We start from the raw sequence: 13,611 nt of genomic DNA, 5'->3' as shown, positions 1-13,611 counted from the left end.
CTGGTTGAGCCGGTGCGGCGGCGTGGTCAGGCTCTTGTGCGATGTGGCGTGCCGATGTAGCAGGGGAGGGAAGGACGGCGCGTTCAACGCCCGGAAGCCTTGGATTTCAAGCGGTTAAGGGGTCTCCCACCCTCTCCGCCAAATGTATTTGTAAAGTCAACGGGTTAAGCGGTCCTTTTTAGTTTCTACCCCATCGGCTACCCCAGTGAGATGTTTCGGCTGATTCAGGCTCCATTTCTCACTTTGGCCGTTGAGCATGCGCCGCGGCGATATCAGGCCGATCACGCATGATTTGCGCCGCGATGGCCATTTACCGCCCTCTGAGAGAAGGTCTCCCTACTGCCGCTGCCTCGGGCTGTAGGTTCTCGTCGTCTTAAGGGGCGGCGGCCACGACGCCCAGAGCGGCCAGTGAGATCATCTGAAGGGGTTCTTCACGATCTTCGGTGCCGATGCTGGCGCCGCTTCGGCAGGCAACGGCTTCGCCTCGAGCACCTCGACGATCCGGTCCAGCAGCGCCTTCATGTGGCGTGCATGGGTCAAGCCTGCCTGATCGCGAGTGATGTCCAGGCTGCCATAGAGCGTCACCTGATCCGTATCGTTCTCAATCGTCAGCTTGTCGATGGACATCGACGCCGCGTCGTCGGTGAAGGGGTCGAGCTTGGTTATGAGCAGCTCCTTGAGTGCCTGTTTGTGAACCGTCGGGAGTAACGACATCAGACAAAACGATAGAAACTTCAGATCTACGGTGAACGCGGAGTTCTGGCCGATACCGGACGGTCCGTTCTTGAGCGACATATGGCAGAAGCGGACCTGAGGCTGCCTCTGCACCGGTTACTCCCGACAACGCAGGCGCAGCTACCTGTTGCCGAGTGAAACACCCCCTGGACATCGCCAAGGGCAGCGGCAGGGCTGGCCAATCGCGGCCATTAAGGCCGTCCGGTCGTGGTTATCGGCTTGAAGTTTGCTACCCACCGGCAGACACTGTCGGTAATAAAATTAGGGGGACTGGCCATGAACGCCGCTTCGCAAACACGGGCTATCAGCGAAAAAGCCACTGAAAGCATGCGACACGCCCACTGCAAACCGGGGCTGACGTCAGAGCAGCAGGATGCCGAATTTCGTTCCGCCGGGGTGGCGAAAGCCCGAACTTCGTTGTCCGCACATTTGAAGCACTTCAAGGCTGCCGCGGAGATGCGCCAGAATCATCTTGTTATCGGTGTTGGCGAACCGTGTTCCCCAGCTGTGGCTTTACGAGCCCAAGTGGACGAGACGGTTCGCCTTCTCCGAGAAGAAGGTTTCGCCGTCGAGGAGGAGCCGGTGGTCGAGCAGGTTTATGGCACAAACTCGGTCCTGGCTACTGCGACGCCAAAGACCGGCGCCAACCTGCGGGTCATGTGGTAGCGCGGCCTCACGAACCGACTGCCTAAAGTTAATTTGGCCCTCTACGGCGAGTAATTCGCTAGGTGCTCGTCGCCCGGCCACCTCTCAGCGAAGTGCCTGGTCCGCTGGTGGGCACTTCGCTGTGCCCACGATAAGTATAAGGACGTCTATATAGTATATGACACACAGACATGTAACCGATGACGATACTGACGAAGCATTGGAAATCGACGCTCCGTAATGAACGGTCATGTTGGCATCATGCTGTCCATTGCTCAGCTAGAGCGCACTGACGTGGTGATTTGCTGGATCGAGTGGTTATTGAACTTAGTCTGTCGACGTGACAATGCTTCTCAGACTGTTTGATGGGGCGTCAACAGCCATGAACCTGACGTTGAGGGGTCGACCGATTGCCGATGACGAGTTCGACGCCGGCATCGGCAACCCCGAGGGGCTCGATCTTGCGGATCATCGCCGCGGCGGTGTTCGGGAACGCGCTGGAATGGTATGATTTCACCATCTATGCATTTCTCGCGCCAATCATCGGGCGGCAGTTCTTTCCAAAGTCGACCGACACCGTAGCACTCCTGGCCACCTTCGCAGTGTTCGGTATCGGCTTCGTAGCCAGGCCACTCGGTGGCGTGCTGATCGGCTTCGTCGGCGACCGGGCGGGCCGAAAACCGGCGTTGTTGTTGACGATTATGTTGATGGCCGTCGGAACCGTAGCGATCGGTCTGCTGCCAGGCTACGCCAGTATCGGCCTGGCAGCCCCGGCCCTCCTGGTGCTGGCGCGTGCATTTCAGGGCTTTTCCGCAGGTGGGGAATGGGGGAGTTCAGCATCGTTCCTGGTCGAATGGGCGCCGGCCGAAAAACGCGGCTTGATCGGTAGCTGCCATACCGGCAGCATTTTCATCGGACAGCTTGTCGGCACGGGTGTGGCCGCATCACTCACTACCCTGCTGGGATCTGCCTCGATGGAAAGCTGGGGCTGGCGTGTGCCGTTCCTGCTTGGCGCACTGATCGGACCGCTTGGCCTACTCGCGCGTCGGCGGATCGACGAGACCCCGGTCTTTCTAAGGATATCCCAGTCATCTGCGTCAGCAGCATCCATTGCAGCAACGCGGATGCCGATACGCACGATGATGTTCGCGTTCTGTTTCGTCGCGGTGCAGTCTGTTTCGATCTACGTGTTTCTCGCCTATTTCCCGACCTTCTTGCAGAGAAACCTTGGCTGGACGCCAAGCCTTTCTTTATGGTCAACAGCACTTGCCACCATTGCCACAGGTATCGCAGTCGTGGGGTCCGGCTTCCTCTCCGACCGGATCGGGCGCAAGCCGGCTTTGTTGTTCAGCTGCTCAGTATTTCTGCTATTGTCGTATCCGCTCGTCTGGCTGATGCTGCATGTGCATTCCATATTCCTTGGAATTGCGGTGCAAGTCATCCTGAGCGCTAACTGCGGCCTGTTCATCGGCAGCATGACCACCGCCTTGGTGGAGATGTTTCCAACTCGCCGGCGGTTGACCGGGCTCAATACCGCCTACAATCTTGCATCGATGGTCTTTGGTGGATTTGCACCCTTCATCGCTACCGGGCTTATCTCTCTGACGGGTCAAGCTATTGCGGTGACTTACTACGTCATTCTCGGCGCGCTGGTCTCGCTCCCAGCGGTGCTGATGTTTCGTGAAACGGCTGGCCAGCCGCTCGACTGATGCAGTCACCCTGCCACCTTGTAAGGGCGCCAGGGACTGGTCGGTCGTAACCTCAGTAGAAGACGTGAGCTTCGTCTATGGCTTTGCAGCGGTAGGTAAGCCGGCTAATTCCCGCATGGCCGCGACGACGGTAGGTCGCGCGGCCATGAATTCCGTCTCCCCGGGGCCCCGCAAAGACGTCGCGGTTCGTCGAGCGCGGTGCGTCGTCAGCGGCCAATCCGGCAGCGGCAGCACGGGTTGATACGGTGTTCACCATGCTGGCCAACGACGACGCGCTGGAGGCAGTGGCCTTCGGCGACGCAGGGCTGCTCGCGGCAGGGCCGGGCATCCTGCATGTGTCGTGCAGTACGGTCACTGTCGCGCTGACCAATCAGCGTACAGAAGCGCATGCGGCGGCAGGTCAGCGCTTGAACTCGGCGCAGGTGCTTGGCCGGCCCGACGTGGCTGCTTCCGGCGAATTGGCGATCATCAGCGCCGGTCCGGCGGGCGATCTGGACAGGGCGCAGCCGTTCTTCGACGCCATCGGTTCCAAGACGCTGCGCGTGGGTGACCGGCCGGCGATGGCGGCGGCGGCCAAGGCAACTGTAAATTTCGGTATTGCCGCGATCATCGAGACGATCAGCGAGCAGATGCGTATCGCCGCGGCACAGGGCGTTTCGCATGGGTGCATGGCGGAGCTGCTGATCGAGACCGATTTCGGTGCGCGGATCTTTGCCAGCTACGCTCCGATGATTGCGGAACAGCACTTCGAGCCTGCAGGGTTTCCGCTTCGGCTGGGCAGGAAAGACATCGGCTTGGCGATCATGAACTCCGACGGCGCGGAGTTGCCGTTGGCCAATCTCCTCGCAACGCGGATGGATGCGATCATAGAAGCCGGTGGGGGCGAACGTGACTGGTCGTCTTTGGGTCAGCCGGTCAGGGCATGAGCTAAAGCTGTAGTCCATTCCCATTTGGGACTTGGTCGCCTGTGCTTTGAAAGTTTGCATTAAAGGACGATTAGCGGCTCGATCTTTCGAAATAACGAGTGTTGGCTGAAAGAACGCTGTAGAACGTCCTGAGCAGGCGTTCTCGGCGAAATACGATCCAGACACGCCACAGGCGCCCAGCCTAACAGGCGGGGATCTCCTGTACAAAGCGTCCAGCACGTCAGGCGCGCACGCCACCCCAGGCAGCCTGCCATTGCCTAACTCTCTACTCGACCGGAAAAACCTTTAGTGACAATCCGGCTTCGTCGGCCACGCTCGCAGCGCGAACGCGGCGACGTCGCGCAAGGCGCTCCGGCTTGTTCCTGAAGCCACCAGGACCGCCATGCCGTGGACGACGGCCATCAGGTAGCAGGCGAGCGACGCGGTATCCGTTCCGTCAGGCAGTTCGCCGTCCGTGACAGCCCGATCAAAACGCGTCTGTAATGCTTCTTGCGTCGTCCGCCGCGTATCGGCTAGGAGTTGCCTCACGGAGAAATGCTCATCGGAACAGAGCACCGCGCCCAGGGTGATAAGGCACCCTGGTGGCTGTGCGCCGTCGAGCTGCTGGTCCGCGGAGCCGTAGAGCAGTCGTTCGGCCATGGCTCTCGCGCTGCTTTCGCCACAGGCGATTGCGCTGAACACCGGGCATTCGGACCGGTAACGCTCGAGTGCCTTCCGGAAGAGCTCCTCCTTGCTGCCGAACGCGGCATAGAGGCTTGGCCGTTGAATTCCCATCGCCTTCGTCAGGTCGGTCAGGGACGTGCCTTCGAAGCCTTGTCGCCGGAACACGTCAAGTGCTGCCGCAAGGGCGATGTCCGGATCGAATTTCTTGTGTCGCCCCACCGCCGATCGCCCTCTCGCCACCCCGGCGGCATCGTCACTCCGGCATACAACGCTTGACGACACCCGTCCAGTTTTGATACCGAACGGTATAATATCTTTTACTCGTGCAAGTTTGAGTGAGGCTGAGGTTCGGCAGCATGAACGATATCGAAACGATCAAGACGACCAAAACTGCAGGCAACGAGCCCGCGCGGGGTCCCCGCCGCAGTCGCGCCGGCATCCTGGCCGGGTCGACCGCGCTCGCGGTCCTGGCCCTGTCCGCGGGGTTCCTGGTGCTCGATGGCGCCGCGAGACCCAGCCACGCCATCCAGGCGCCACCGCCGCCGCCGAGCGTGCTGGTGAGCGAGCCGCTGCGCCAGGACGTCTCCCAGGAGGTCCATCTGCTGGGGCAGTTCTCCGCCGTCGATCGCGTCGAACTGCGGGCCCAGGTGGGCGGGACGCTCTCCGAGATCGATTTCAAGGATGGGCAGATCGTTCACAAGGACGACCTCCTGTTCGTCATCGACCCGCGCCCGTACGAGATCAAGCTCGCGAGTGCGGTCGCCTCGGTCCAGACCGCGAAGGCTCGCCTTGATCTCGCAACGTCGCAGCTCTGGCGGGCCCAGCAGCTCAAGCGCACCGATTTCGGGACCGCCGAGAACGTCGACCAGCGCTCGAACGACCTCCGCGCGGCCACCGCTGCGCTCGCCACCTCCGATGAGGCGGTCCGCGATGCCCAGCTCGACCTTGAATATTGCCGCGTGACCGCGCCGTTCGACGGACGGATCAACGACCACCAGGTCTCGGTCCGGAGCCTGGTCAGCGGCAGCCGCGCCGGCGCGAGCGCCACCACCCTGCTCGCCACCGTCGTGTCGCTCGACCCGATCCACCTTGATTTCGACATGAGCGAGAACGATTTCCTCGCCTTCCAGCGTGCCCACACACCGGGGCAACTCGGCGAGACCGTGCGGTTCCGGCTCGGGGACGAGAAGCATGCGACCCACACCGGCAAGCTCGATTTCATCGACAATACCCTGGACCGCAGCAGCGGCACGATCCACGCCCGCGCGCTGGTCGACAATCACGACCTGTTCCTGGTGCCCGGCGAGTTTGCGCGACTGGTCGTCGAGATCGGCCGTCCCACTCCAAGCCTGCTGGTGCCGGACCAGGCGGTGATGCTCGACCAGTCGCAGTCGCTCCTGCTCACTGTCGGGCCGGACGGGACCGTGATCCCCAAGCCGGTCGAGGTCGGTGCCCTCTACAAGGGACTTCGCGTCGTCCAGAGCGGTCTTCTGCCGACCGACCGGGTGATCGTCGACGGGCTGATGCACGCGATGCCCGGCACCAAGGTCACGCCGACGGCGAGCGCTATCCATTTCGCCGCCGACGACGGCCGCGACTGAGTTCGAGCGAAATCGAAGGGCACGACCATGCGCCTCTCCCACGTCTTTATCGAACGGCCGATCCTGGCAACCGTCTTCAGCGCGTTCGTGACGCTGATCGGCCTTGGTGCGCTCTTTACCCTGCCGATTGCGCAGTATCCCGAGATCGTTCCGCCGACCGTCCAGATCACCACGACCTATCCCGGCGCCTCGGCCGAGACAGTCAGCAAGACGGTCGCGACGCCGCTCGAGCAGTCGATCAACGGCGTCGAGAACATGCTCTACATGAGCAGCCAATCGACCGGTGACGGCAAGCTTACCATCACCGTCACCTTCAAGATCGGCACCGACCTCAACGTCGCTCAGATGCTGACGCAGAACCGTGTCGAAGACGCCCAGCCGCGTCTGCCCGACGACGTCCAGCGCCTCGGTGTCCAGGTCAGGAAATCGACCCCGAACATCCTGCTGGCCGTCCATCTGGTATCGCCCGACAAGTCGCGCGACGACCTTTATCTGTCGAACTACGCGACGCTGCACGTGAAGGACATGCTCGCCCGGCTTGCCGGCGTCGGCGATGTCCAGCTGTTCGGGACGCGCGACTACGCAATGCGGATCTGGCTCGATCCGGACCGGATCGCCGCCTACCACCTTAACGCGGGCGAGGTGCTTGCGGCACTCCGGGCACAGAACGTGCAGGTTTCCGCCGGTATCCTGAACCAGCCGCCGGTGCCCTCGCATGAGGCATTCCAGCTCAACGTGCAGACGCTGGGCAGGCTGTCGACGCCCGAGCAGTTCGACAACGTGATCATCAAGAACGATGGCGCCGGCCGCGTGACCCGGCTCCGCGACGTCGGACACGCGACCATCGGTGCGGCCGATTATGGCGCGACCGCGTATGCCGACCGCGGCCCGGGCCTACCGCTGCTGATCTTCGCGCAGCCGGGTGCCAATTCACTGGCGGTCGAGCACGAAGTCCTGTCGACGATGAAGACCCTCTCCAAGGACTTCCCGGCCGGGCTCAGCTACCAGATCATCTACGACCCGACGATCTTCGTGGCGAAGTCGGTCCACGAGGTCATCGAGACGATCTTCATCGCGATCCTTCTCGTGGTGGCGGTGGTGATCCTCTTCCTGCAGACCTGGCGCGCTTCGCTCATTCCGGTGGTGGCGATCCCGGTCTCGCTGATCGGCACGTTCACCATCCTTGCGGCCGTCGGCATATCGCTCAACAACCTGTCCCTCTTCGGCCTCGTGCTCGCGGTCGGCATCGTCGTGGACGATGCGATCGTCGTGGTCGAGAACGTCGAGCGCAACATCCGACTCGGCATGGCCCCGAAGGAGGCGGCCCATCGCACCATGGACGAGGTGGGCGGCGCCCTCATCGCGATCGCACTGACGCTGTGCGCCGTGTTCGTCCCGACCGCCTTCATCTCCGGGATCAGCGGCGAGTTCTTCCGCCAGTTCGCAGTGACGATCTCGGCTTCGACCGTCATCTCGTGCCTGGTGTCCCTGACGCTGAGCCCGGCGCTCTGCGCACTGCTGTTCAAGCCGCACCAGGAGCACCATGGGAGGCGCTCGCTCGCGGCGCGCGGGATCGACGGGTTCTTCGGAGGGTTCAACAGGGGCTTCGAACGCCTCTCGAACGTGTATGGACGCCTGACGAGCCGGCTCGTGCACCTGCTCGGCGCCGTCATCGTGGCCTATGTCCTGCTGATCGTGGTGGCAGGGATCCAGTTCGCGCGCACCCCGACCGGGTTCATTCCGGAACAGGACCAGGGCTACCTGATCACCGTCGTGCAGTTGCCGCCCGGTGCGACGCTCGAGCGGACCGAGGCGGTCGTCAAGCAGGCGGTCGAGATCATCATGACGACCAAGGGCGTCGAGCATGTGGCGCCCTTCGCCGGGCTGGATGCGACGACCTTCACCGTCGCCTCGAACGCCGGCACGATCTTCTCCGGGTTGCCGACGCTGTATAACCATCACATCCCCGGTGTGACGGCGACCACGGTTCTCGCCGATCTGCGGCGTCGCCTTTCGGTCATCCAGGGCGCCTTCGTGCTCACCATCCCGCCGCCGCCGGTGCAGGGCCTCGGCACCGCGGGCGGGTTCAAGATGATGTTGCAGGACCGTGCGGGACTGGGTCCCGATGCACTGGCCGCCGCCGCCAACAAGCTGGTTGCCGCTGCCAATCACGATCCCTCGTTCGCCGGCGTCTTCACCCTCTTCAGCACCCGTACCCCGTCCGTCTTCGCCGACATCGACCGCGAGAAGGCCGAGAAAGTCGGGCTCACCCCGAACGACGTGTTCGATGCGATGCAGGTCTATCTGGGCTCGCAATACGTCAACGACTTCAACTATCTCGGACGGACCTACGAGGTCATCGCCCAGGCCGACGGCGCCTTCCGTCGTGATCTCAGCGACATCACGCGGCTGAAGGCTCGTAATTCGTCAGGCGAAATGGTGCCGATCGGGACCGTGGCCCGGATCACGCGCCAGACCGCTCCCTACCGCGTACCGCGCTACGACCTCTTCCCGGCGGCCGAGGTCATGGGTGCCGCGGCGCCCGGCGTGGCGACCGGCACGTCGCTCGCCAGGATGGAACAGCTCGCCCACGAGGTGCTGCCGCCCGGCATCGGCTTCGAATGGACCGAGCTTGCCTATCAGCAGCAGCAGCAGGGCATCCCGACCCTGCTGGTCTTCGGCGCCTCCGCCCTGTTCGTGTTCCTGGTCCTTGCCGCACTCTATGAGAGCTGGCGTCTCCCGCTCGCGGTCATCCTGATCGTGCCGATGTGCCTTCTCGCCTCGGTCACCGGCCTGTCGCTGCGCGGCATGCCGATCGACATCCTGGCGCAGATCGGCTTCGTCGTCCTGGTGGGCCTGGCCGCGAAGAACGCGATCCTGATCGTGGAGTTCGCCAAGCAGGAGGAGGATGCGGGCTCTCCTCCCGATCGCGCCGCCATCCACGCGGCACGCACCCGCCTCCGCCCGATCCTGATGACGTCACTCGCCTTCATCATGGGCGTGGCACCGCTCGCGGTGGCGACCGGCTCCGGCGCCGAGATGCGCCAGTCGCTCGGCACCGCGGTGTTCTTCGGGATGCTCGGGGTAACCTGCTTCGGCCTGCTGTTCACACCTGCATTCTACACTGCCGTCCGGTTGTTCCTGCGCCGCAGAAGCGTGGTTGCGGTATCGACGCGGGAGACCGTGGACTCCTGATCCCGGTAGGGCCTCGATGGCGCACGGAGTGGGACGGCCTGTCGGGCTGTCCCACTCCGGAGAACCGCCGGCGCCCGAAGGCTCGCAATCGGGCCATACGCTGACAACATTCGTCGGCGGAAGTCGATGAGCAGGCCAACGACTGCTCATCAACGCACCAGACTTCCCGGGTGGCACACGAAGGTTCGACCCACGCCGCTCCACAGCCTGATCCTGATCACACAGCATCGAAATTCGCGTGTTCAGGATGACGACGGCTCATCGACGAAGAACCTGAAACGATCGATGCTGCAGCCGAGGCGAGAGAAGTTCGCGTCATCGGACGCGGCCGTTCCGATCTTCCCCGCTGATAGGCAGCGAACCCGGATCCTGCCGTCTCGACCAAGGTAAAGGTCGCCTTCCCCGGATCTGCAGGGCCGATGCGCAAGCGGACGCCTTGTGAAGGGACAGCCCACAGGCCTCGGCAGTCTCACGATTGAGACTGGATTGTGGTTTTTCGTTTTGCTAGCGTCCCATAGCGCCGACAAGACGGAGTGTGTTCTGAAAGACGGCAAGCCCTGCAAGCATGAGATGCTACAAGAGCTCCTGCGGCGGCAGATCGTCCTGACGCGGTTTGGAGAGCTCGCCCTTCGCTCGGACGACCTTGACGCAATCTTGACCGAGGCCTGCCATCTGGTACGCGAGGCCTTGGACACGGATCTCGCGAAGGTCATCGAATTACAGGAAGACCAGGTCACGCTACTCGTGCGCGCGGGGGTAGGCTGGAAACCCGGTGTCGTCGGCATCGCAACCATCTACGCCGCCGACGACACCTCCGAAGGCCACGCCCTGAAGCTGCAAGAACCGGTAATCTCTCCCGATATCGAGACGGAGACACGGTTCAGGTATCCGGCCTACCTGACGGACAATGGCGTCAGGGCCTTCGTCAATGTGATCATCAAGGGCGGCAAGGACAGGCCGCCGTTCGGCATTCTGCAGGTCGACAGCCGCACGGCGCGCAAGTTCACCGAGGAAGACACTATCTTCCTCAGCAGCTACGCCAATCTTCTAGCGCCCGCGGTGGACCGGTTTCGCGTCATCGGTGACGTCCGCCAGGGGCAAGCCCTCTTGCGTGAAAGCGAGGCCCGGCTGGCTCGTGCCATTTCGGCTGCAGGCATGAGCACGTGGGAGTGGGATCCGGCGAGCGACACGCTTCGGTTTTCGCACGGCTTCGAGGCCCTCCATGGACAGGAGGTCGGCACCTTGCCGCGCATGGCGTCTCTCAGGCAGGTCGTGCACCGGGAAGACTGGCCGGCCCTGACCGTTGCTCTGGATCGCGCGTTGCGCGGAGACGCCCAGGGCAGCCTGACTATCGAGTTCCGGATCACGCTTCCACAGGGTGAGGTGCGCTGGCTGCGATCGACCGGGCATGCGGAGTTCGACACGAAAGGTGCGCCCATGCGCCTCGCCGGTGTCACGCAGGACATCACGATCAGCCGCAACGCCGAGGAACGTATCGCTCACATGGCCCGGCACGACGAGCTGACGGGTCTGCTCAACCGACGTGCGCTGCGGGAGCGGCTGGAGGATGCGCTGCTCCGGAGCCAGCGTGGCGAAGGCTGCGCAATACTTGCGCTCGACCTCGACCGCTTCAAGGACGTCAACGACACGCTGGGGCACGCCGTCGGCGATGGGGTGCTGCATTCGGTGGCGAACCGCCTGCTCGATGCCACGCGCGAGACCGGCGTCGTGGCGCGGCCCGGCGGCGACGAGTTCGTCGTCATCCAGTTCGGCCTGCGGCAGCCACAGGATGCCGAGACCCTGGCAACGCGGATCGTCACGATGCTCGGCGAGCCGCACGAGTTAGACGGGCATGAGGTCACCACCGGGGTCAGCATCGGCATCGCCATTGCGCCGACGGATGGAACAGAGGTGGAGCAGGTGCTGAAATGCGCCGACCTGGCACTATACGATGCCAAGTCGGACGACGAGAGCCGGTTCAGGTTCTTCGAGCCGGAAATGCAGGCCCGTGCACAAGAACGCAGGCAACTGGTGGCGGACCTTCGTCTTGCGGTGGTCAGGAATGAATTCGAGCTGCATTACCAGCCACTCGTCGACCTGGCACAGAACCGGGTCATTGCTTTCGAGGCGCTCGTCCGATGGCGGCATCCGGTGCGCGGCCTCGTGCCGCCAGACGCATTCATTCGCCTGGCCGAGGAAACCGGCCTGATCGAGCCGATCGGCAAATGGATTCTCTTCAAGGCCTGCGCCGATGCTGTCGGGTGGTTGCCCGACACGAAGGTGGCGGTGAACCTTTCGGCCGTGCAGTTCGCCAAGGGCGATCTGGCCGCAACGGTCGCAGCTGCCCTGGAAGGGGCGGGGCTGACGCCGGGACGCCTGGAGCTGGAAATTACCGAAAGCCTCCTGCTCGATGAAGACGACGCTACCCTGGCGATGCTCCGGCGGCTCCATGATTATGGCGTGTCGATTTCGATGGATGATTTCGGGATCGGCTACTCCTCCCTGAGCTATATCTCGAAATACCCATTCGACAAGGTAAAGATCGACCGCTCGTTTATTGCCGCGGGCGAGGGAAAGAGTGGTGCTGCAATCATCCGCGCAATCGTGGAATTGTGCCGGAGTCTCGGCATTCCAACGACTGCGGAAGGGATCGAGACCCGCAGGCAATTGGAGCAGGTTGTCAGTCTGGGATGTTCCGAGGGACAGGGCTATTTCTTCGCACCCCCGCGTCCCCTGGCGGATATTCCGCCAATGCTCGGCGGCCCGCAATGGCCCCACCATTCCGCGGTTCATTAGCGGAGCTTCCGGTCTGCCCTGATCGGAGGCCTGGTTGAAAATCCTTGCTTCGGAGACGTGCCGGGAAAGGAGTTCGTCAGTCGCAGGACTTTAACGCATCGCGGCTTTGATCGACGCCGAGAACCGCGGGTCGGTGTAGGGACAAGCCCGGCACCGACACGAACAGGCATGCGGCGGCAGCGCCCATCCGATTACGGGTGAGGCTGGATCGACAGGAACGGCAGCGGTGCCTGTCCGCCCATGTAGGTCGGCAACACGCCGTTCCAGCGCTGCATCGCCGTGAGCTGTAGAAGCTCAGGGCTGAGTGCTGCCTGTTTTGCCTTGTAGGCCTGGGCGTCGGCATTGGCCTGCAGGATAGTCGCCTTGGCCTGGCCCTCGGCCGTCGCGACCGTCGCATCGGCGGCAGCCTTGGCCTGCACGACCTGCGCCTGCGACGATGTCTGCGTCTGCTCCAGCGTGTATTTCGCCTGCAAGGCCTGTTGCTGCGCGATCTGCTTTGCCTCGATCGCCTGGTCGTATTGCTGCGAGAAGGTGAGGTTCGTTATGTTCACGCCGCCCAGGCTGACCAGCACATGATACCTGCCGAAATCCCTCAGGATGATCGTGGCGATCTCCTCGGCGACGGCGGCGCGCTCGGTGACAAGCTGTTGCGCATCGTACTTGCTGATGACGGCCTTCATATCGTTTGCAACAATCGGAGCCAGGATGATCGATTGCAGCGCGTCCAGGCTTCGGTAGTTCTGGTAGATGATATCGGCAAAGCCTGGATCGATGCTCCAGGTCACCGCGGTGCGTGTGGTGACGTTCTGCTGGTCGTGGGTTGCCGCCGTCTCGTCCGTAACCGAGGTGTTCGGCTGCACGCTGATTTCGTGAATCGACGAGATGAACGGCGTGCGGAAATGCAGGCCTGGATCGAGCTGCTCGTGCTGGATGGCGCCGAAAACCGTCTTGACGCCGATGTAGCCCGACGAGACCGAGTAGAACGGATTGAGGGCCACGAAACCAACTATGATGGCCGCTATGACGATGCCGCCACCTATGAGGGGAGCGCGACCCCGGGACCCTGGCGTACGAAATTCCATGATGGTCGGCGGTCTCACAATGTTTCTCCCGATGTCGAGCTCGCTTCGAGCAGGTACGGTCGATCATGCACGCACTTTACCGTGCGTGACCATCGGTCTCGACGATGGCATGCTGCAACGACCCTTGGCGTCGGAGGAGGCGGTTCCTCCAACCATCGACCGCAAGAATGGACATGGCAGGCACATGCGCCACCTTGTTTCCTGCCGGCATAGTTCAGGACACCGGTAAACTGGTGCAGATGGCTGGGAGGAGGCGCGT

At 62.8% G+C, this 13,611-nt stretch carries 9 protein-coding genes; 6 read left to right on the top strand and 3 right to left on the bottom strand.

Annotated features, from left to right (window positions below; genetic code table 11):
* Window positions 1-414: 414 nt before the first annotated feature.
* A complete protein-coding gene (locus HN018_RS28455) occupies window positions 415-795 on the bottom strand; it encodes a hypothetical protein (protein WP_204259522.1) in 381 nt (126 codons plus the stop codon).
* Between the two features lie 159 nt (window positions 796-954).
* Here HN018_RS28455 and HN018_RS13085 point away from each other — a divergent pair, with 159 nt between their 5' ends.
* The 3 genes from HN018_RS13085 to HN018_RS13075 all read left to right on the top strand — a co-directional run bounded on the left by HN018_RS13085 (window position 955) and on the right by HN018_RS13075 (window position 4,015).
* Window positions 955-1,401, top strand: coding sequence for a hypothetical protein (locus HN018_RS13085; protein ID WP_171836271.1), 447 nt, complete (start codon window positions 955-957; stop codon window positions 1,399-1,401).
* Window positions 1,402-1,841: 440 nt separating this feature from the next.
* Complete coding sequence (locus HN018_RS13080; RefSeq protein ID WP_171836272.1) at window positions 1,842-3,089, top strand: MFS transporter; 1,248 nt, start codon at window positions 1,842-1,844, stop codon at window positions 3,087-3,089.
* Between the two features lie 149 nt (window positions 3,090-3,238).
* Window positions 3,239-4,015, top strand: coding sequence for an NAD(P)-dependent oxidoreductase (locus HN018_RS13075; protein WP_239479300.1), 777 nt, complete (start codon window positions 3,239-3,241; stop codon window positions 4,013-4,015).
* A gap of 285 nt (window positions 4,016-4,300) precedes the next feature.
* Here HN018_RS13075 and HN018_RS13070 read toward each other — a convergent pair whose 3' ends face one another.
* Window positions 4,301-4,897 carry a TetR/AcrR family transcriptional regulator gene (locus HN018_RS13070; protein WP_171836273.1) on the bottom strand — a complete coding sequence of 199 codons (597 nt, stop codon included), beginning with the start codon at window positions 4,895-4,897 and terminating at the stop codon, window positions 4,301-4,303.
* 137 nt (window positions 4,898-5,034) lie between these two features.
* Here HN018_RS13070 and HN018_RS13065 point away from each other — a divergent pair, with 137 nt between their 5' ends.
* The 3 genes from HN018_RS13065 to HN018_RS13055 all read left to right on the top strand — a co-directional run bounded on the left by HN018_RS13065 (window position 5,035) and on the right by HN018_RS13055 (window position 12,270).
* On the top strand, window positions 5,035-6,279 hold the full coding sequence (locus HN018_RS13065; RefSeq protein ID WP_171836274.1) for an efflux RND transporter periplasmic adaptor subunit: 1,245 nt from the start codon (window positions 5,035-5,037) through the stop codon (window positions 6,277-6,279).
* A 27-nt stretch (window positions 6,280-6,306) separates the two neighbouring features.
* Window positions 6,307-9,474, top strand: a complete 3,168-nt coding sequence (locus HN018_RS13060; protein ID WP_171836275.1) for an efflux RND transporter permease subunit — start codon at window positions 6,307-6,309, stop codon at window positions 9,472-9,474.
* Between the two features lie 438 nt (window positions 9,475-9,912).
* Complete coding sequence (locus HN018_RS13055) at window positions 9,913-12,270, top strand: EAL domain-containing protein (protein WP_172443480.1); 2,358 nt, start codon at window positions 9,913-9,915, stop codon at window positions 12,268-12,270.
* A 191-nt stretch (window positions 12,271-12,461) separates the two neighbouring features.
* Here HN018_RS13055 and HN018_RS13050 read toward each other — a convergent pair whose 3' ends face one another.
* Window positions 12,462-13,268, bottom strand: a complete 807-nt coding sequence (locus HN018_RS13050; RefSeq protein ID WP_171836277.1) for a prohibitin family protein — start codon at window positions 13,266-13,268, stop codon at window positions 12,462-12,464.
* Window positions 13,269-13,611 lie beyond the last annotated feature (343 nt).

Source organism: Lichenicola cladoniae (assembly GCF_013201075.1).
GTDB classification, from domain to species: Bacteria; Pseudomonadota; Alphaproteobacteria; order Acetobacterales; family Acetobacteraceae; genus Lichenicola; species Lichenicola cladoniae.
This window is presented reverse-complemented; position numbering and strand designations above follow the sequence as displayed.